The sequence below is a fragment of the Myceligenerans indicum genome, from assembly GCF_016742955.1.
GTDB lineage: Bacteria > Actinomycetota > Actinomycetes > Actinomycetales > Cellulomonadaceae > Myceligenerans > Myceligenerans indicum.
Map to the genome: position 1 here is coordinate 1 of NZ_JABBYC010000019.1, position 18,847 is coordinate 18,847.

The following is an 18,847-nucleotide window of genomic DNA, read 5'->3' on the forward strand; positions in this document are numbered from 1 at the left end:
ACCACCCCCGAGGACACCACCACCGCCATCACCACCAACTCTGACCAGCCTGTACTCCCCACTGCCGCCTGACCACCCACAACCTGAAGGATTACGAAACGGTTACACCACTACCTGGGACTTGACCAACCGCGGTGTCGTCTGGCGTGACGGCGGGCCCGTGTGGCCCTGAGGCTCGCACACGCTGCCGACATGCCCGAGCGCGCCCGTCCGGATGACGTCGGGGCGCCGGCCCCGGTCCTGGACCGGGTCCGTCGTCAGGCCGAGACGGCTCCGGCGGGGTAGCGACCCGCCTCCCGGACGATAGTCTGGAGGGGAGGCGGATCAGGATGCTGTTCAGCGATCGCACCGACGCGGGGCGCCGGCTGGCACGGCGCCTGGAACCCCTGCGCGCCGAGGACGTCGTGGTCCTCGGGCTGCCGCGCGGTGGCGTCCCGGTCGCGTTCGAGGTCGCGAACGCGCTGGACGCGCCACTGGACGTGATCGTGGTCCGCAAGGTGGGTGTTCCCTATCAGCCGGAGCTGGCCATGGGCGCCGTCGGTGAAGGCGGCGTCCTGGTGCTCAACGATGCCGTCGTGCGGCGCGTGGACCTGGGGGCCGAGGAACTCGCCGAGGCCGAGCAGGTCGAACGCACGGAGCTGTCCCGCCGCGTGAAGCGGTTCCGTGGCGGGCACGAGCGGATCGGGCTGGCAGGCCGGACCGCACTGGTCGTCGACGACGGCGTGGCCACGGGGGCCACCGCCCGTGCCGCCTGCCAGGTGGCACGGGCGCAGGGTGCCCGCCGAGTGGTCCTGGCGGTGCCGGTGGGCTCCACCGACGCCGTCCGCTCGCTGCGCGGTGACGCCGACGAGGTGGTGTGCCTGGCCGAGCCGGCCAGGTTCATGTCGGTCGGCCAGTGGTACCGCGATTTCCGGCAGACCTCGGACGAGGAGGTCTCCGAGCTCCTCGACCGGGCCAGGCGGCGCGGAACCGCGCAGGTCGCCGTTCGGCCGCAGGAGGCCGACCCACCAGGGGCGGATGCCGATCCGCCACCGGCCGACGCCGATCCGCCACCGGCGGAGGCCGGCCTGCCACCGGCCGATCCACCGCCGTCCGCGGCCGATCCACCGACGGCCCCCGCCGAGCCCGGGCCCGCAGCACCCGACGACCCGCCTCTGGTCGACGACGAGGTGCACGTCCTGGCGGACCAGGCGCGACTGGCAGGGCATCTCACGATCCCGGAGACTCCGGTGGGCATCGTGGTGTTCGCCCACGGCAGCGGCAGCAGCCGGCACAGCCCCCGAAACCGTTACGTCGCGGCGCGACTCCACGAGGCGGGGCTGGGGACGCTGCTGTTCGACCTGCTCACGCCACACGAGGAACTCGACCGTGCCAGGGTGTTCGACGTCGAGCTGCTCGCCCGCAGGCTGGTCGAGGTCACCCTCTCGTTGCGCACCCAGGCGGAGGCCGCCGCCCTGCCGATCGGGTACTTCGGAGCCAGCACCGGGGCGGGCGCGGCACTGTGGGCCGCGGCCGACCCTCGCGTCGACGTCGGGGCGGTGGTCTCCCGTGGTGGCCGACCGGACCTCGCCGAGGAACGGCTCGCGCTCGTCACCACACCGACCCTGCTGATCGTGGGTGGGCATGACCGGATGGTGCTGGACCTCAACCGCCGCGCCCAGGCCGCGATGCCGGGCGGGTGCGAACTCGCCGTCGTCCCCGGAGCGACCCACCTGTTCGAGGAGCCGGGCGCGCTCGACCAGGTCGCCGAGCTCGCGCGGGACTGGTTCCTGCGGCACCTCGGCAGTCACGAGGGCGGCGGGCCCGCGGCCGGTCCAGCAGGGTCGGGTACGCGCCTGTCCTGACCGGATCCGTCCGCCAGGCGCCCGGATCGGGCCTCCCGCCGGCAGGACGTCGGGCACAGACTGGAGCCATGAACCGAGCACTGATCGTCATCGACGTCCAGGAGTCCTTCCGGGTGCGCCCGCTGTGGGCCGACACGCTCAACCCCGGTGTCGCGGAACCCGTCAACCGGCTGGTCTCCTTGGCCCGCGCGGCCGGTGACCTGGTGGTCTGGGTGCTGCACACCGAACCGGGATCTGGCGGCCCCTTCGACCCCGAGTCCGGTCACGTCCGGCTGTTCGAGGAACTGAGCGACCCGCTGCCCGGTGAGCCGGTGCTGCACAAGACGTCCCACAACGCCTTCACCACGACCAACCTGCAGCAGATCCTCACCGCCCACGGCGTGACCGAGCTGCGCGTCTGCGGCATCCGGGCCGAGCAGTGCGTGGAGACCACCACGCGCATCGGCTCCGACCTCGGCTACGACCTGACGTTCGTCAGCGACGCGACGAGCACCGACCCGCTGGGCCCGTTCAGCGCCGCCGACATCCTCGAACGTACCGAGACCGTCCTGCGCGACCGTTTCGCGCGGATCGCCACCGTCGCCGAGCTGGAGGCGGAGGCCGCCTCGCTGTCCGAGGTGGCACCATCGGCGGGGTGACCACTGTCGTCTTCCTGCTCCTGCCCGGGGTCCATCTGCTCGACCTGGCGGGCCCCGCGCAGGCGTTCTTCACGGCGACGGACCTCGGTCACCGCCACGACCTGCACTATGTCTCGGGAGAAGCCGGGCCCGACGCCGGAAGGGTGCCCTCGGCGCAGGGCCTCCCACTGGTCGCGGGCTCCGACTGGCCGGCCCTGTGCCCCCGCGACCTCGTCGTCGTCCCCGGATGGCGGATCGGGAACGACCCGGTGACATGGCCCCGGCTGGGCGAGCCGGTGCGGGAACGCCTTGCCGCGCATCACGCGGCGGGCGGCACCGTCGCCAGCGTGTGCGCGGGATCGGACGCGCTGGGTCAGGCAGGGCTGCTCGACGGACGGCGCTGCACCACGCACCACGCCGTGCAGGACCGCCTGGCCGCCCGGTACCCGAGGGCGCGGGTGGTGCGCGACGTCCTGTTCACCACCGACGACGGCGTCGTCACCTCCGCCGGCATCGCCAGCGGGATCGACCTCTCGCTGTACCTGCTCGCCGCGCGGCACGGTCCGGCGCTCGCTGCACGGGTGGCCCGCGAGATGGTGGTCCACGCCCGCCGAAACGGTGCCGACCCGCAGGCCAGCGCGATGCTGCGACACCGCTCGCACGTCGACGACACCGTGCACCGCGTGCAGGACCATATCGACGCCCACTTCACGCGCGCACTCCCGCTCGCTGAGCTGGCCGCCCACGCCGGAGTCTCCGAGCGGACGCTGACCAGGCAGTTCGCCCGCGCCACCGGGCTGACGCCCCTGCGCTACCAGCAGATCCTGCGGCGAGAGCGGGCCGAACAGCTCATCGGCCACGGCGCGACCGTCGAGTCGGCAGCGCGCACGGTGGGCTTCCAGGATCCGAGGATGCTGCGCCGGCTGCGGAGTGCGGCCGCACTGCCTGAGGGCTGACCTCGTCCTACGGTCAGGCCTGGTCCGTGCGCGCCGCCCGGGGACCCGGGCGGCGAGTCTCGGTGGTCAGACGCGGACCAGCATCTTGCCCGTGTTGGCGCCCCGCATCATGTCGAGGAACGCGTCGACGGTGTTCTCGATGCCGTCGACGATCGTCTCGTCGTACGCGATCTTCCCGCCGGAGAACCAGGGAGTCATCTTCTCCTGGAACTCCGGTGCGACGTGCAGGTAGGACGCCAGCGTGAACCCCTTGAGGGTCAGCCCGCGCGTGATGATGTTGGCCAGGTTGTCCGGGCCCGGCACGCGGTCGGTGGTGTTGTACATCGCGATGGCGCCGCACAGCGCGGCACGTCCGCCGTCGTTGAACGCGGCGAGCGCGGCCTCCAGGTGGTCGCCGCCGACGTTGTCGAAGTACACGTCGATGCCCTCGGGTGCGGCGGCGGCGAGCTGGCCGCGGACGTCCCCGTCCTTGTAGTTGAACGCGGCGTCGTACCCGTACTTCTCGGTGAGCAGCTTCACCTTCTCGGCGGAGCCGGCCGAGCCGATCACGCGCTTCGCCCCGAGCAGCTTGGCGATCTGCCCCACGGCGGTTCCCACGGCGCCGGCGGCGCCCGAGACGAAGACCGTGTCGCCCTCGCGCAGCCCGGCGATGGTGGTCAGCCCCACGTAGGCGGTCAGGCCCGTCATGCCGAGGACGTGCAGGTGCAGCGAGAGCGGCATGCCCGGGATCTCCGGGAGCACACGGAACGTGGCGGCGTCGGCCTGGACGGTGTCCGTCCAGCCGTGCTGGTGCAGCACGACCGCGCCGACGGGCACCTCGGGTGCCGCGGACTCGACGACCCGGCCCACGGCCCCGCCCGTGATGGTGCCGCCGATCGCGTACGGCGCCACGTAGCTGCGGGTGTCGTTCATCCGGCCGCGCATGTACGGGTCGACGGAGACGAACTCGTTGCGCACGCGCACCTGACCCGGTTCCAGGTCGCCGTGGACGACCTCGACGGTGCGGAAGTCGTCCGCGGTGGGCCAGCCGTGAGGGCGGGCGGCGAGCTGGATCTGTGTGCTGGTGAACTCGGTCATGGCTCCTGGATCGCTTTCTGTCGGGGTTCCCGGTCGAGAGGTCTTGTTTCTGGAACGACCCTTCCAATATATACTGGACAGGTCGTTCCGGAAAGCTGTCTTCGTCACAGGAGGTCACGCGTATGGCCAGGACCCCGGCGTTCGAACGTGAGGTGGTCGTGCGTTCGGCGCGGTCGCTGTTCTGGGAGCACGGGTACGAGGACACGAGCGTGCCGGCCCTGGAGAACGCGACCGGCCTGAGCCGGTCGAGCATCTACAACGCCTTCGGCTCGAAGCGCGGGCTGTTCGACGCCGTCGTGCAGAGCTACCTGGACGAGGTGATCCGCCCGCGGCTGCGGCCCCTGTGCGAGGACGTCGTCGCACCCGGCGCGATCACCGAGTACCTCCAGGGGCTCGGCAGGGCGCTCAAGGGGGTGGGGTCGATGTCCGCGGTGAACGGCTGCCTGCTCATCAACGCCGCCGGCGCCCCCATCGCGCACGACGCGCAGATCGCCCGGGTGATCGACGAGTATCGCGAGGAACTGCGCACGGCATTCGCCCGGGGGGTCGACGCGCGCCTGCCCGCCGTGCCGGGGCAGGACCGCGACCGGCTCACCGACGTCGTCACCGGGCTGGTCGTGGCTGCTTTCGCCCTGGTCCGGATCGCACCGGCCGAAGCGGCACGGAGCCTGAGGGCGGCCGAGGAACTGGTCGAGCACGCTCCCGGCGCCTGACGGACCGTGCCCGAGGCCCGGCGGGACGGCCGTTTCGCCGGTGCGGGCGTACTGGAGGGTCCGGGCACCGGCGGAACGGCGGCTCCTCACGACCGGGACAGCGTGGACCGTGCGTCGGTGAGGGCGCGTGCCCACCAGTGGAGCTGGTCCAGCATGGCCTTCGCGGCGCCCGTCGGCTCCTCCGGTTCCCGAAGGTCGCCGTGCTCGTCGAACATCAGGTAGTAGCGCGGGAACGAGACGTAGCCGCGGACCGTGTGCGCGTTGAGCTCGTTGAAGACCTGCCGCAGCGACTCGATGGCGAGCAGGCCGCCGCTCGTGCCGCTGTAACCGACGAAGCCCACGGTCTTGGCGTCCCACTCGGTGACATGCCAGTCGATCACCGCCTTGAGCACTGCCGGGAAGCTGCGGTTGTAGTCGGGGGTGACGACGACGAAGGCGTCGGCCGCGCCGAGGCGCCGCGTGAGGTCCGTCATGCCGTCCGGCCGCGGCGGGTTCGGGTCGAGCGCGGGCGGGGTGGCCGGAAGTTCCAGCGGCAGTTCGGCGTCGGCGAGGTCGATGACATCTACCTCGAAGGCGCCGTGCTGTGCCGCCAGGTCGGCGATCCACCGCGCCACCACCGGGCCGAACCGCCCCTTCCGGACGCTGCCGACGATCACCGCGAGCTTGAGCCGGGACATGTCTCTCCTTGGGTTCCGGTCGGGCGACCGGTCGGCCGCCGCGTCTCCACCCTGGGCTCGGCGCGGACCGCCGGGAAGGCCGGGCCGATGGTGGTACTGACCCGGCCACCCTTCCGGCGGGCCCGCCTTGTACCGTGCCCAGGGTGAGCGACAACGAGCTGGGACTGTTCCTCCGGAGCCGCCGGGAGGCGGTCACCCCGGCGCAGGTGGGCCTGCCGGCGGGGCCGCGCCGCCGGACGCCGGGCCTGCGGCGGGCAGAGCTGGCCACGCTCGCCGGCGTGAGCATCGAGTACATCACCCGTCTCGAGCAGGGGCGTGACCGCCGCCCGTCACCGCCGGTGCTGGCGGCCCTCGCCGACGCGCTGCGGCTCACGCCGAGTGAGCGCGTCCACCTGTACCGGCTCATCAAGACGGGCGACGGCGCGTTCGGCTGCATGGGAGACACCCTGCCGAGCCGCGAGGTACGGCCGTCCGTCCGCGCCGTGCTCGACCACCTCGAACCCGCTCCGGCCGTCGTGCTGAACCGTCTGACCGAGATCCTGGCCTGCACCGACGGGTACCGCCGTCTCATGGGGTCGACCGGCCTTCTCGACGAGGGAGCCCCGGCCAACCTCGCCCGGTTCGTCTTCACCGATCCCCGCGCCCGCATCTGCTACCCGGACTGGGGAGACCGCGCCGACCAGACGGTCGCCGCTCTGAAGCAGGGCCCGTTCCGCGCCGACCCGAACGTCGCCGCGCTGGCGGACGAGCTGACCGTCGCGGCCGGCACGGAGTTCACCCGGCGCGTGGAGACCGTCCCGGGCCTGGCCGCGGCCACCGGCATCACGCGGTTCCACCACCCCGAGGCCGGTGAGCTCCGCCTGGCGTACGAGGTGCTCGAACTCTCCGCCGACGACGCCCAGCGCGTGGTCGTTCACCTCCCGGCCGACGCCCCGAGTGCGGCGGCCCTCGAACGGCTCGAGAGCAGGCGGACGGGCCACCTGCGCGCGGTGCCCTGAGCCGCCGCCACGACGCTCCCCGCGGTCAGAGCGCCGGGCGTCCGGTTCCTCGGCCCGGCGACCCGACGGCCTCCGCCAGCCTCAGGACGGCCGGCCGCGCCGAGGCGTGGGTGCGTACCTCGATCCGGTGGACGAGCCGGGGCGAGGTGAGAGGAACGACCGTGAGCCCGTCGGGCGCGGGTGCGGCGGGGTCGTCGTCGGGCAGGGCTCCGGACATCGGTGCGGCGTGCAGGCCGTGGCCCGCGCGCACGAGCGATGCCACCGTGTCCGTCGAGCTGCCGGAGTAGACCGCGCCGCGACGCAGCCGGAGCCGCGCGGCGGCGGAGAGGTCCGACGTCGCGCACCGGGTCCTCGTCGTGTCGAGCCACCGCGTGTCGGTGAGCGTGGCCAGATCGAGCACCCGACGCCGCGCGAGCGGATGGTCGGCCGGCAGGAGCACCCCGACGGGCGCCTCCGCCACCAGCCTGACGATCAGGTCCGTGTCCGTTCCGGTCAGCGGGTCGCGCGGCGCGGCGATCCCGTCGACGACGGCGACGTCCGCGCCTCCGGACGCCAGGGCGGCGGACGCCGTCGCGGCGTCGTGCACGACGACGGCGGTCAGCGGGCCGGCCGTCGGCACGAGGTGCTCGGTCGCGGGCGTGCTGCTCACGGACACGGGCCGGTCCGCGTCGCGCCCGGTCAGCCGGGTGACCGCGGCCCGCGCGGCCTGTTCGTGGGCCAGGATCTGCCGGGCGTGCCGCAGGAACTCCCGGCCGGCCGGTGTCGGGGCGACCGACGGGCGGCGGGTGAGGAGCGGGGCGCCCGCGGCCTTCTCGAGGCCGGCCACGTGCTGGGAGACGGCTGACTGGGTGAACCCCAGCGCGGCGGCCGCACGGGAGAACGAACCGGTCTCGGCGACGGTGGTCAGGCTGAGCAGGGCGCGTGTGTCCACGCGGTCAGTATCCCTCGGCCATCAGGAAAAGCGATCGTCGCATCAGGAATCATCGTTGGACGTGATACCCCGTGCGCGCACAGCATGGGGACATGAACCCCACACGCATAGCCCTGGTCGGGGACCGTTCGACGGCGGTCCGCGCGCACGAGCAGATCCCGCGGATCGTGTCCGCGTACGACGACGTCGACCTGCACTGGCTCCCGACCGACCAGCTCGTGCCCGGGGAAGCCTCCGCGTTCGACGGCGTCTGGGTCGTCCCCGGCTCCCCGTACGCGGACGAGGCGCGGGTCGTCGAGGCGATCCGGGATGCCCGGACGGACGGGACGCCGCTGCTCGGAACGTGCGGCGGGTATCAGCACATGGTGCTGGAGTTCGCGCGCACCGTCGTCGGCGTCGACGCCCACCATGCCGAGAGCCGCGGCGCCCGGGAGGCCGCTCCGTCGTCGACGGCGCTCATCACGGAGCTCGCCTGCTCGTTGAAGGGTCACAGCGGGCAGATCGACGTCGTCCCCGGCAGCAGGGCGGTGGCCGCCCTCGGCGAGCAGAGCTTCGAGCGGTTCCACTGCTCCTTCGGGCTGACCGCCGCGGATGCGGAACCCCTGGTCGCGGCCGGACTGGTGGTGTCCGCGCGGAGCCCTGAGGGCGAGCCCCGGGTCGTCGAGCTGCCCGGGGAGGCGTTCTGGCTGGGCACCGCGTTCCAGCCGGAGCTCGCGGACACCCAGCCGCATCCGGTGATCGACGCGTTCGTGGTGGCGGCCCGCCACCGGGCGCGCGGGCGTCGTGCCGTTGCCGTCGGCGTGGCCGACCGGGCGGCCGGGAGGTGACGCGCGCGGAGGGAACCCCCACGACACTGGTCGCGCACAGTCTCGGCTGTCTCACCGCTGCCTCGTGGCTCGTCGGGCAGGGGCCGGGCCCGGTGGTCGGAGCCCTGCTGGTAGCCGTCCCCGATCCGTCGGGTCCGGTGTTCCCGGCCGCGGCGACGGCGGGAGGCTTCCGGACGGTCCGTCGCCGGCTCCCGGTTCCGGTCACCGTCGTCGCGTCGAACGACGATCCCTACGCGACCCCGGAATGGACGCGAGAACTTGCCGCGACGTGGGGTGCCGAGCTCATCGAGATCGGGGGCGCCGGCCACCTGAACGACGCGAGCGGGCTCGGGACCTGGCCCGAGGGGCGGCGGATCCTTCGCGGCCTCATGCGGCGGACCGGTGCAGCCGCGACTCGATCGTGCGGTGCAGCCCCGGCGTGTACGCGACCAGTGTGATCTCCTCGACCTGCGACGGCGTCGTGGTAAGGGTCTCGACGGCGATGCGGACGGCGTCGTCGACCGGCCAGCCGTAGCTGCCGGCGCTGACGAGCGGGACGGCGACTGTCAGCGCGCCCAGCTCGTCGGCGGTCTCCAGGATGCGGCGATAGCACGACGTGAGGAGTTGCGGGTCCCGCTCCCCGCGGTTCCAGTTGGGCCCCACGGTGTGAATCACCCATTGCGCCGGAAGGTTCCCGGCGGTGGTCCAGCCGGCGTTGCCGGTCTGCAGCCCCGCCGGGAATCGCCGGCGGCAGTCGGCGAGGACATCGGGGCCGCCCACCCGGTGGATCGCGCCGTCGACCCCGCCTCCGCCACGCATCGCGCGGTTCGCGGCGTTCACGACGGCGTCGGCACGCTGTGCGGTGATGTCACCGTGGAGCGCTCGGATCCTGGCCATCCCTCGATTGTTCCACCTGCGGGGACCGCTCGCCGGCCGCTGGAGGATGCGTCCCGACCCGTCGGAGGCGGCGGCCACGCACCATGTTCGGCTCGACCTTGATGAAGTGCGGCCGGTCGCCGGTGGCCCACGTCGCCAGCGGCAGCCTGCGCAGGTGCTCCAGCTCGCCCTCGTCGCGCACGACGCGGGCACGGCCGATGAGCACGACGGACCATCCTGTCCGAAGGTCCGGGTCGTAGTCGTCGACCTCGAACGCGACGACCGCATGATGCGCGGCTGCCACGAGCTTCGAGCCGCGCCGCGTCCGGACCACGATGTCGGTCCCGTCGAGGACGAAGTTCACGGGCTGGATCGCCGGCAGGGCGTTCTCGGTGAACACGATCCTTCCGATGGGGATCGTCTCCAGCAGCGCGTGACACTCCTCGGCGCTCAGCCGCTCGAGTGTCGTCTCGCCCTCGCTGATCTCGGTCATGCTCCGTCGTCCTCGCATGTTCGACGCCGGACCGGTCGTGGACCGGGCCCGGGGGGTCATCCTTCTTGTCTCGGGGTCGTGAACGGCCACATCATCCCTTGGCAACGGGGATCCGCTTCGCCTCGGCAGGTTCCGGTGTCTCGGGCAGGGGAATCCGGATCTCGAGGATGCCGTCCTTGCAGGAGGCCGCGATGTCGTCTCCGGAGACGCCCTCCGGGAGCGGGAGCGTCCGGCTGAAGCTGCCCGATCGCAGCTCGCGCCTGAGATAGCCCTTCTGCTCGTCCCGTTCCTCGACTTCGTGCTCGGCGAAGATGCGCAGCATGCCGTCGCCGACGGTCACCTCGACGTCCTTCTCGGGGTCTGTCCCGGGGATCTCCGCGCGGACGACCAGTGCGTCCTTGTCGTGGTACTCGTCGACACGGATCATGTCGTCGCGGAACGGCCAGCGCAGCTCCTGCCCGCTGCCCCGGCGGAACGGCAGGGACCGCGCCCACTCGTCGAACATCGTGTCGAAGCGCCCGAACAGGTCGTGCGGCGTGGTGGCCCGAGATTCCCGCTTGATCAAGCTCATGCTCGATCACCTCCTTCGTTCCCCCTCAGGCTGTACCGCGACGGCGGCATTCTTTAGGGCCTTTCGTCACATGTTCGGACTCGGTGGAGTCGTGGGATCGGCCAGGCGTACCTCGGTGAGGTTGTGCACGACGGCGTCCGCTCCGTGTTCGTGGAGGAGGGCGGTCCGGTCGCCCGTGCGGTCGATGCCGATCACCATGCCGAAGTCCCTCAGTCCGTCGAGGGCCTCGCCGAGTCCTTCCTCGACGACGGCGCAGCGGGACGGAGCGACTTCGAGGTGTTGTGCGGCCAGCTCGAACGTCGTCGGTCCCAGTCCTCCCGGTGTGCCCCACCTGTCGGCATCGATGCCGTCGACGCAGGCGTCGAACAACTGCGTCACGCCGGCGGCCGCGAGGATCTTCTCGCAGTGCCTGCCGGCCGCCACGATCGCGGTGCGGACCCGGTGCCGGCGCAGGTCGCGGATCAGCTGGACGGTGGCCGGGTAGGCCGCGGCGTCGAACATCCGCGTCCAGTCCCGGGCGTGCGCCGAGGCCGTCGTGGCCACCACGCTGTCCAGGTCGAAGATCGCCCCGGCGATCCGGTCGAGGCGGACGACGGCCGGGTGCACGGGTGTGAGTTGCGTCATGAACACCAGGGCACCATCGGCGTCGGCAGGCGGATAGGGCACCGTGGCCCGTCCGGGAGGGACCAATGGCCCTGGATGCTCTCGCCGGGCCGGGACAGTGTCGAAGTGGCCGGCCGACGACGGAGGAGGCAACGTGATGGCGCTGTGGTCCCGTGTACGTGGCATCTCCGGCCACGTGCGTGCTCTGCCCGACCAGATCGACACCTGCGACCGGTGCGGCATGCGTGCCCGCCTCCGCGTCCTGCTCGACCGCGGCGGTGAACTGTACTTCTGCGGCCATCACGCCCGGAAGTACCGGGCCGCCCTGCAGCTCGTCGCGCTCAGCATGGATGACATCCCGGCCTCGGGCGTCGCGGCCGCGGCCCGCTTCCGCTGAGGCGTCGGCGGCCGTTTCTGACACGCCGACGTCTGCGCGGATCGGCCTTCTGCGCGGATCGACCTCAGGCGGCGTCGGCCCGGACGACCGCGACGGGGCGGCGGGCGTGGGAGACGACGGCGTGGCTGACGGATCCGAGCACGACGGCCCGCAGCTCGCCGTGCCCGCGGGTGCCCACCACGGTGAGCGCCGCGTCACGGGACTGGTCGATCAGCACGTCCGCGGGCCTGCCCTCCGTGATCCGGACGGTGACGTCGGCCTCGACCCCGGTCTCCGAGGCCGCGGTGGCGACCGCCTGGTCCACGGATGCCTCCGCGCGCACCAGGGACTGGGCGTGCTGCCGCTCGGCCTCGGCCGCGGCATCCGTGCCCGCCGGGTTGAAGAAGGTGAACGGCGGCGCCGGTGCCCGGTAGGCGTGCACCGCGACGACCTTCGCGGATCGCAGGCTCGCCTCACGCAGGGCGAACCGCAGGGCGGCACTGCCGTGCTCCGACCCGTCGACCCCGACGACGATCGAGCCGTCGTCCGGCGGGGCCTGTTCGGGCTCCGGTATCACGATCGTCGGGCATGCCGCGTGCGTGGCCACCTGGTTGCTCACCGAGCCCATGGCGATCGCCGCGGCCGTGCCGAGCCCGCGCGTGCCGACCACGACCAGCGACGCGCCGTCACGCGACGCCTGCAGGAGCGCCTCGGCCGGGGGGTGGGCGGCGAGCCAGGTCTCGACCTCGACACCCGGGGCCTGCCCGGCCACCCTCCGCGTGGCGTCGGCGAGGACGTCCTCGCCGTAGCGCCGCAGGTCTTCCATCGCCGGCATGATCGACGGGGTGCCGTACGGCCCGACGGTCAGGGGCACGTGCAGGCCGTACACGATGAGCAGGCCCGCCGCGCGCGCGTGCGCCTCGGCGGCAGCCCAGTCGAGCGCGACGCCGCTGTCGGAGGAGCCGTCGACGCCGACGACGATCTGGCCGTTGCTGATCCGGTCGGTCATGCCCGGCTCCGTTCACTGCTGTGGTCACGTGCCTGAGTCGTGCCGGAGTTCCCCGCGGCTTCCCGGCTGCGTTCGGGCCGCAGGACCGTCAGGTGCTCGCGGGGTCCCCGGTGTGCACGCCAGCGGTCCCGGATGGGATCGTCCGCGGGGAGGTCACGGTGACAGTCGATGGCGTCGCTCTGCCGGTCGCGATCCACCTCGATCGTGACCACCATATCGCTGCCCGGGTCGTCCTCGCCGGGCGGCGGGGGGACGAGGGTCCAGCCGTAGAGCGGGTCGTCGAGGATCTCGGCCGCCTGGAACGCGGCGTGCATCGTGCGTACGTGGTCCTCATGGGCCTCGGGTCCGCGGGCGTCGACGACCATCAGCGCGTCGGCGGCGTCGGCGACCAGGACGATCTCGTCGGTCAGGTGCTCCAGGGGCACGGCGGCGAGCTCGCCGGCGTCGTGCTCGAGGAACGTGACCTCGTGGGCGCCGAGGACTCGTGCGGCCTCCCCGAGATCGCGTGCCCGGGCCAGCCTGCGCGTGGTTCCCCGGTCGGGCCGGCGGCCGTGGGTCAGGCAGAGCACGTCGACGGACGTCCTGGCGTCCGCGAAGGCGCTGACGGCCGCACCCATCGCGAAGGTGGCGTCGTACGGATGGGCGCACACCACGAGGAGGTGCCGGACGCGAGGGAGTGGTGTGGTGGTTCCTTTCGTTCGTTCCATGCCAACACGGTCACATCACCCGTCTCGCGTTCGTAGTGCCGAAGAGGCCGCGATCTCGGGACTTTCGGCCCGCCGGCCGGTCATGGCGTGCCCGCGGTGCTCCCGCCGGCCGGTCGCACTTCCCGTCGAGGGCCCTTCGTCCTCATGCGTGCGGACCTCCGGCCGTGTCGCCGGGGCCGGAGGTCCGGCGAGCCTGGGAACAGGAGCACGGGAACAGGAGCCTGGGAACAGGAGCCCGGGAACACGAGCACCGCACCGGGCCGTCCGCGGTCCGCGGACCGGCCGGGCACGGAGGTGCGGGGGAGGGCGGATCGATGTGGGCCAGGACGGGGGACCGGCTCGTGGTCCAGGGCCACGAGCTGGGTGAGCCGGTCCGGGACGGCGAGGTGCTCGAGGTCCGCGGCCCGGACGGGAGTCCGCCCTATCTCGTCCAGTGGTCGGACTCGGGCCGCACCACGCTGGTGTTCCCGGGATCCGATGCGGTGGTCCAGCACTTCGGCGGCCCGGACGACGATTTCCGCCATCCCGGACAGGAGCCCCACGAGGTGCGGCACGCGGGAAAGGGGCCGGGCGGCGTCGGGGCGTCCGCCCGCGGATGAGCTCACCGGCTCCTGCTCCGGCGGATCGCCTTGTCCAGGGCGTCGACGCCGAGCACCGCCGGCGCCGCCCCGAGGGCGACGAGCCATCCCGCCGGTGACGGCCCCTGCTGGCCCAGGACGGTCGCGACCGGTGGCACGTACAGGACCGTGAGGGAGATGAGCAGACTGATGCCGACGGCGGGGAGCAGCAGCCGGTTCGTCGTCCAGCCCAGCGTGCCGGGCCGCCGCGTCGAGCTGCGGCAGGCGAAGGCGTTGGCCGCCTGGCCGATCACCACCGCGAGGAACGCGGCACCGGACGCGGTCAGGGCCGTGGACCCCGTGGGGAAGGGCTCGCCCGGCCGCCACCCGGCCGCGGCGAACGAGGAGACGAACGCGGCCAGCGAGACCAGGGTGATGGTGGGTCCCAGGATGCCGAAGGCCCGGCGCGCCACGGAGCGGTTCAGCAGTCGCCCGGTGACGGGCGGCCTCTCGAGGACGCGCCTGCCGGGCGGCTCGGCGCCCAGGGCGACGGCCGACCAGGTGTCGGTGCCGATGTCGAGCGCCAGGATCTGCAGCACGCCGAGCGCCAGCGGGAAGTTCCCGCCGGACAGCATCCAGATGACGAACGGGGTGAGCTCGGCGACGTTGTCCGTGAGGTGGTAGGTCAGGAACCGGCGGATGTTGAGGAAGGTGGCACGGCCGTGCTCGACGCCGCTCGTGATCGTGGCGAACCTGTCGTCCAGCAGCACGAGGTCGGCCGCCTCCCGTGCCACGTCGGTCCCGGACAGGCCCATGGCGATGCCGATGTCGGCCTCGTGCAGGGCCGGGCCGTCGTTGACGCCGTCCCCGGTCATGGCCACCACGTGGCCACGTGACCGCAAGGCCTGGGCGATGCGCAGCTTGTCCTCCGGCGAGACCCGGGCGATCACGGTGCCGTCGCTCACCAGCCGGCCCAGTGCCTCGTCGTCGGCGGGCAGGTCCGCGCCGGAGACGACGGCGCCGTCCGGCGTGCGCAGTCCCACCTCGTTCGCGATGGCCCGCGCGGTGGCCGGGTGGTCACCGGTGACCATGACCACGGCGATGCCGGCCCGGCGACAGGAGTCGAGCGACGGCCCGACGTCGCGTCGTGGCGGGTCCTCCATCCCGACCAGGCCGTAGAGCCGCAGTCCGGTCTCGGCCTCGGCAGCGTCGCGGGGTTCCCGCGCCGCCGTCCGCCCCGCCACGGCGAGCACGCGAAGCCCGCGTGCGGCCAGGGCCGTGACGGTCGCGGCGGCGGTGCCCGGGTCGCTGCAGCGGGGCAGGACGGCGTCGGGCGCTCCCTTGACGATCACCTCGTCGCCCGCGAGCACCGACATGCGGCGCCGCCTCGGGTCGAACGGGAACCGGCGCCTGATGGTGCCGTCCGCCCGGTCGCGGTCGGTGTCGACGCCGGTGCGTCGGGCCAGCACGTCCAGCGCGGCCTCCATCGGGTCGCCGTGCGGCACCCAGCGGCCGTCGATGAACCGCACGTACCCGGTGGAGCAGCGGGCGGCGGCCCGGGCGAGCCGTCGCACCGCGTCCTGACCGTCCGGGCCGCCGTACGTGACCGGCGCGGTGGGGTCGTGGCCGGGCTCCGTGACGGTCGCGGTCCCTGCGGGTGTCCACACCTCGACCACGGTCATCTCGTTCAGCGTGAGCGTCCCGGTCTTGTCCGTGCAGATGACGGTGGTGGATCCCAGGGTCTCCACCGCGTCGAGATGGCGGACCAGCACCTGCCGCCCGGCCATCTGCTCCGCTCCCCAGGCCAGGGCCAGCGTGACGGTGGGCAGCAGGGCCTCCGGGACCAGCGCCACCGTCACGCCGACGGCGAAGACCACGCTGTGCGACACGGGCATGCCGACGCCCGTCGCGATCACGAGGAACAGACCGCCGACGCCGACGGCGATCACGGCGATCGCCCGGACCACCCGGCGCAGCTCGCGGGTCAGCGGGCTGGCCGGTGGCCGGGTGCCGGCCGTCAGCCGGGCGATCGAGGCCAGCCGGGTCGTGGCGCCGGTGGCGGTGACCTCGGCCGCCGCCTCTCCTTCGGTCACGAACGTCCCTGCGTGCAGGGCGCTGCCCACGGCGGTGTCGGCCGGTTCGCTCTCGCCGGTGAGCAGGGACGTGTCGACGCGCAGGCCGACGGCCTCCGTCGCGGTCGCGTCCGCGGGGATCCGGTCCCCGGCCTCCAGGAGCAGCACGTCCCCGACGACCACCTCGGTGGCGTCGATGCGCGTGCGGTGGCCGTCGCGCCGCACGGTGATGCGCAGCGGCAGCAGGGTGCGCAGGCGCTCGGCCGCGCGGTCGGCGCGCCGCTCCTGCACGAACGCGAACACGGCGTTGAGCACCACGACCACGATGATCGCCACGCCCAGCTGCGGCATGCCCGCCAGGAGGCTCAGACCGGCGGCGACCCACAGCATGAGCGCGAAGAAGTGGACGAGCTGGCCGACGAAACGGCCGACCGCCGACGGCTGGGGCGGGGCCGGGAGCGCATTGGGTCCCGAGCGTGCGAGCCGTGCCGCCGCCTGGTCGGACGAGAGGCCCGCCGCCTCGACGACGCTCATCGGGCGGGGTGAGGGCTGCCGTTCGAGACCGGCGCGGGGTCGGTGTCATCCTCGGTCTCTCGCGTCGGGTCGGCCTCGCGGGCCACGACGCCGAGGATGTCGCGATGGGTCACCACGCCGATCAGGGCGCCGTCCGTGTCGAGCACGGGCAGGGCGTCGCGCTGGGAGTCGAGCATGATCCGCGCGGCCCGGCTGACCGAGGTGTCGACGCTCACCCGGGGCCGGAGCCTTCCGGTGAGGATCGACAGGACGGTCATCCGCAGCAGGTCCTTGGAGTGGGCCAGCCACGCCAGGGCGATGTCGGACTGCGACACGACGCCGTGCACCCTGCCGAGATCGTCCACGACGGCCACGAGGCCGGATCCGCTCCGCGTCAGGTACTCCCACACGGCCAGGCAGGTCGTGTCCGGTTCCACGACCTCGACCTGGCGTGACATCAGCTGACGAACCGTCGTACCCATGGCATACTCCCCTCCTTACAGTCACGATAGGGAGACCGCGCGGGCCGGTCGCGGGGCGAAGGTCCCTATCTGTGGGACCGTTCGAACGAACCGATCAGGGTGGGTGAAGCAGAAGGTTCACCCGGCATGTTCCATCGGCATCGTCCTGGATCTGACCCCGTTCGGGTCGGAACGCGGGATGCCGTGGACAGGGGCCGGTGTCGATGGCAAAGTCGGAGGTGTCGTCGGGTCGGGCGGCGTGTCGGGATGGGACGAGAATCGTGCAGCACCTTTTCCCCAGGATGCAGCTCGACGAGCTGCTCGAGGAGCTACAGGCGAGGCTTGAGGCAGTCCTCACCGCGCGTGACGGCGTGCATGCTCTGCTGGAGGCGGTCGTGTCCATCGGGCGCGACCTCGAGATCGAGACCGTGCTGCGGCGTATCGTCGAGGCGGCCATCTCTCTGGTGGACTGCCGGTACGGTGCGCTCGGTGTGATCGGTGCCGACGGCAAGCTGGCGCAGTTCATCCCGGTGGGGCTGTCGGAGGAGGAGATCGCGAGGATCGCCGAGTGGCCGCACGGTCGAGGGCTGCTCGGTCTGCTCATCGACAAGCCCCACGCCTTGCGCCTCGACGAGATCCAGGACGCCGAGGAGTCGTACGGCTTCCCCGAGGGGCACCCGCCGATGCACGGCTTCCTGGGCGTGCCGATCAAGATCCGCGACGAGGTGTTCGGCAACCTCTACCTGACGGAGAAGAACGGCGGGCGACAGTTCGACGAGCAGGACGAGCTGATCATCACCGCGCTGGCCACCGCCGCGGGTGTGGCCATCGAGAACGCCCGGCTCTACGAGGAGAGCCGGCGCCGCGAGGAGTGGCTCGACGCCTCGGGCGAGATCGCGCGCGAGCTGCTGTCCGGCATGCCCACCGCCGATGCGATGCGCTTTCTCGTCTCCCGCACCCGCCACATGGCAGGCGCATCCGTCGCGGCCGTCGCGGTACCGGACGCCGCGGGCGTGACCATGATGGTGTCGGCGTCCGACGGCAACGACGAGCTCACGGGCCTCCGGGTCCCGGTGGACCGCAGCCTGGTGGGCAAGGTGTACACCACCGGCGAACCCATCATCGTCAACATGCTGCAGGGCATCGACGAGTCGGCTCCCCTGGTGGAGCGGCTCCCCGGGGGGCCGGCGGTGCTGATACCCCTCGGCGCCGAGCAGGTGCGGGGCGTCGTCGTGGTGGCCAAGGACCCGGGCAGCACGCCGTTCGCGTCAGAGGTGGTCCGGATGCTCCAGCAGTTCGCCTATCAGGCGGCCCTGGTCCTGGAGCTGGCGGACGCCCGCCACCGGGCCGAGCAGTTCGGACTGGTCGACGACCGTGCGCGGATCGCGCGTGACCTCCACGACGTGGTCATCCAGCGGCTGTTCGCCAACGCGATGACGCTGATCAGCGTGGTACGTCTGGTGGACCAGCCGGATGTCGCGCGCCGGGTCGAGCAGACGGTGGACGATCTCGACGTCACCATCAGGCAGATCCGGTCGACCGTCTTCGCGCTGCAGACCGCCGGGACAGGCGCGGAGGGTGACGGGCTGCGTTCCCGCATCACCGAGATCTCCCAGAACGCCGTGGCCCAGCTGGGCTTCACTCCCGCGGTGCGGTTCGAGGGACTGGTCGACACCGACGTCCCCGCCGGAATGGCCGAGGACGTGGCGGCCGTCGTGCAGGAGTCGCTGGCGAACGTCGTGCGGCACGCGCACGCGAACAAGGTCGACGTCGCCCTGTCGGTGACGCAGAGCGAGCTGAGGCTCGTCGTGGCCGACGACGGGGTGGGGATCGGCGACGGGACCAGGCGCAGCGGCCTGGCCAACCTGTCCGAGCGCGCCCGTCGGCTGGGCGGGAAGTGCGACGTGCGTTCCGCCGACGGTGGCGGGACGGTCATCGAGTGGACCGCCTCGCTCTGAACGATGCCCGGCTGAACGATGCCCGGCTGGAC

At 72.6% G+C, this 18,847-nt stretch carries 21 protein-coding genes; 10 read left to right on the forward strand and 11 right to left on the reverse strand.

Going from position 1 to position 18,847, the window contains the following annotated elements; all coding sequences use genetic code 11:
- Nucleotides 1-329: 329 nt before the first annotated feature.
- The 3 genes from HGK34_RS22690 (at nt 330) to HGK34_RS11735 (ending at nt 3,417) form a co-directional block, all read left to right on the forward strand.
- Nucleotides 330-1,844 carry a phosphoribosyltransferase family protein gene (locus HGK34_RS22690; protein ID WP_244666652.1) on the forward strand — a complete coding sequence of 505 codons (1,515 nt, stop codon included), beginning with the start codon at nt 330-332 and terminating at the stop codon, nt 1,842-1,844.
- 68 nt (nt 1,845-1,912) lie between these two features.
- Nucleotides 1,913-2,482 (forward strand): cysteine hydrolase family protein, encoded by a 570-nt coding sequence (locus tag HGK34_RS11730; RefSeq protein WP_201847415.1) that lies wholly within the window; start codon nt 1,913-1,915, stop codon nt 2,480-2,482.
- Nucleotides 2,479-3,417 (forward strand): GlxA family transcriptional regulator, encoded by a 939-nt coding sequence (locus HGK34_RS11735; RefSeq protein WP_201847417.1) that lies wholly within the window; start codon nt 2,479-2,481, stop codon nt 3,415-3,417. Before HGK34_RS11730 ends, HGK34_RS11735 begins: the two co-directional genes overlap by 4 nt.
- Before the next feature lie 66 nt (nt 3,418-3,483).
- On the opposite strand, the gene HGK34_RS11740 is transcribed toward HGK34_RS11735, so the two are convergent.
- Complete coding sequence (locus HGK34_RS11740) at nt 3,484-4,494, reverse strand: NADP-dependent oxidoreductase (RefSeq protein ID WP_201847418.1); 1,011 nt, start codon at nt 4,492-4,494, stop codon at nt 3,484-3,486.
- 122 nt (nt 4,495-4,616) lie between these two features.
- Between HGK34_RS11740 and HGK34_RS11745 the strand changes: the two genes are divergently transcribed.
- Nucleotides 4,617-5,207 carry a TetR/AcrR family transcriptional regulator gene (locus tag HGK34_RS11745; protein WP_201847420.1) on the forward strand — a complete coding sequence of 197 codons (591 nt, stop codon included), beginning with the start codon at nt 4,617-4,619 and terminating at the stop codon, nt 5,205-5,207.
- Nucleotides 5,208-5,293: 86 nt separating this feature from the next.
- On the opposite strand, the gene HGK34_RS11750 is transcribed toward HGK34_RS11745, so the two are convergent.
- On the reverse strand, nt 5,294-5,884 hold the full coding sequence (locus HGK34_RS11750; protein ID WP_201847422.1) for an NADPH-dependent FMN reductase: 591 nt from the start codon (nt 5,882-5,884) through the stop codon (nt 5,294-5,296).
- Nucleotides 5,885-6,027: 143 nt separating this feature from the next.
- Here HGK34_RS11750 and HGK34_RS11755 point away from each other — a divergent pair, with 143 nt between their 5' ends.
- Nucleotides 6,028-6,882, forward strand: coding sequence for a helix-turn-helix transcriptional regulator (locus HGK34_RS11755; protein WP_201847424.1), 855 nt, complete (start codon nt 6,028-6,030; stop codon nt 6,880-6,882).
- Between the two features lie 25 nt (nt 6,883-6,907).
- Here HGK34_RS11755 and HGK34_RS11760 read toward each other — a convergent pair whose 3' ends face one another.
- The gene (locus tag HGK34_RS11760; RefSeq protein WP_201847427.1) at nt 6,908-7,813 is read right to left on the reverse strand and encodes a LysR family transcriptional regulator; all 906 of its coding nucleotides are present in this window, start codon (nt 7,811-7,813) and stop codon (nt 6,908-6,910) included.
- Between the two features lie 92 nt (nt 7,814-7,905).
- Here HGK34_RS11760 and HGK34_RS11765 point away from each other — a divergent pair, with 92 nt between their 5' ends.
- Nucleotides 7,906-8,640 (forward strand): glutamine amidotransferase-related protein, encoded by a 735-nt coding sequence (locus tag HGK34_RS11765; protein WP_201847429.1) that lies wholly within the window; start codon nt 7,906-7,908, stop codon nt 8,638-8,640.
- Complete coding sequence (locus tag HGK34_RS23765; protein ID WP_201847436.1) at nt 8,637-9,077, forward strand: RBBP9/YdeN family alpha/beta hydrolase; 441 nt, start codon at nt 8,637-8,639, stop codon at nt 9,075-9,077. Before HGK34_RS11765 ends, HGK34_RS23765 begins: the two co-directional genes overlap by 4 nt.
- Here the strand turns inward: HGK34_RS23765 and HGK34_RS11775 are convergent.
- The 4 genes from HGK34_RS11775 to HGK34_RS11790 form a co-directional block, all read right to left on the reverse strand.
- Entirely contained in the window at nt 9,007-9,516 is a 510-nt protein-coding gene (locus HGK34_RS11775; protein ID WP_201847438.1) for an O-acetyl-ADP-ribose deacetylase, read from the reverse strand. The genes HGK34_RS23765 and HGK34_RS11775 overlap by 71 nt on opposite strands.
- Nucleotides 9,488-9,988 (reverse strand): pyridoxamine 5'-phosphate oxidase family protein, encoded by a 501-nt coding sequence (locus HGK34_RS11780; RefSeq protein ID WP_201847440.1) that lies wholly within the window; start codon nt 9,986-9,988, stop codon nt 9,488-9,490. Before HGK34_RS11780 ends, HGK34_RS11775 begins: the two co-directional genes overlap by 29 nt.
- A 91-nt stretch (nt 9,989-10,079) precedes the next feature.
- The gene (locus HGK34_RS11785; RefSeq protein ID WP_201847442.1) at nt 10,080-10,559 is read right to left on the reverse strand and encodes an Hsp20/alpha crystallin family protein; all 480 of its coding nucleotides are present in this window, start codon (nt 10,557-10,559) and stop codon (nt 10,080-10,082) included.
- A gap of 66 nt (nt 10,560-10,625) precedes the next feature.
- On the reverse strand, nt 10,626-11,183 hold the full coding sequence (locus HGK34_RS11790; protein ID WP_201847444.1) for an HAD family hydrolase: 558 nt from the start codon (nt 11,181-11,183) through the stop codon (nt 10,626-10,628).
- 136 nt (nt 11,184-11,319) lie between these two features.
- On the opposite strand from HGK34_RS11790, the gene HGK34_RS11795 reads away from it, so the two are divergent.
- Nucleotides 11,320-11,559 (forward strand): DUF7455 domain-containing protein, encoded by a 240-nt coding sequence (locus tag HGK34_RS11795; protein ID WP_201847573.1) that lies wholly within the window; start codon nt 11,320-11,322, stop codon nt 11,557-11,559.
- Nucleotides 11,560-11,623: 64 nt separating this feature from the next.
- Here the strand turns inward: HGK34_RS11795 and HGK34_RS11800 are convergent, their stop codons facing one another.
- The gene (locus HGK34_RS11800) at nt 11,624-12,547 is read right to left on the reverse strand and encodes a universal stress protein (RefSeq protein ID WP_201847447.1); all 924 of its coding nucleotides are present in this window, start codon (nt 12,545-12,547) and stop codon (nt 11,624-11,626) included.
- The gene (locus HGK34_RS11805) at nt 12,544-13,254 is read right to left on the reverse strand and encodes a PIG-L deacetylase family protein (RefSeq protein ID WP_201847449.1); all 711 of its coding nucleotides are present in this window, start codon (nt 13,252-13,254) and stop codon (nt 12,544-12,546) included. The genes HGK34_RS11800 and HGK34_RS11805 overlap by 4 nt, the downstream gene beginning before the upstream one ends.
- A 314-nt stretch (nt 13,255-13,568) precedes the next feature.
- Between HGK34_RS11805 and HGK34_RS11810 the strand changes: the two genes are divergently transcribed.
- Nucleotides 13,569-13,853 (forward strand): DUF1918 domain-containing protein, encoded by a 285-nt coding sequence (locus tag HGK34_RS11810; protein ID WP_201847451.1) that lies wholly within the window; start codon nt 13,569-13,571, stop codon nt 13,851-13,853.
- A 2-nt stretch (nt 13,854-13,855) separates the two neighbouring features.
- Here HGK34_RS11810 and HGK34_RS11815 read toward each other — a convergent pair whose 3' ends face one another.
- Both HGK34_RS11815 and HGK34_RS11820 read right to left on the reverse strand, forming a co-directional pair.
- Nucleotides 13,856-16,417 carry a cation-translocating P-type ATPase gene (locus HGK34_RS11815; RefSeq protein ID WP_201847453.1) on the reverse strand — a complete coding sequence of 854 codons (2,562 nt, stop codon included), beginning with the start codon at nt 16,415-16,417 and terminating at the stop codon, nt 13,856-13,858.
- On the reverse strand, nt 16,414-16,878 hold the full coding sequence (locus tag HGK34_RS11820; protein ID WP_201847455.1) for a CBS domain-containing protein: 465 nt from the start codon (nt 16,876-16,878) through the stop codon (nt 16,414-16,416). The genes HGK34_RS11815 and HGK34_RS11820 overlap by 4 nt, the downstream gene beginning before the upstream one ends.
- A 260-nt stretch (nt 16,879-17,138) precedes the next feature.
- On the opposite strand from HGK34_RS11820, the gene HGK34_RS11825 reads away from it, so the two are divergent.
- A complete protein-coding gene (locus HGK34_RS11825; protein ID WP_307815922.1) occupies nt 17,139-18,815 on the forward strand; it encodes a sensor histidine kinase in 1,677 nt (558 codons plus the stop codon).
- Nucleotides 18,816-18,847: the final 32 nt, after the last annotated feature.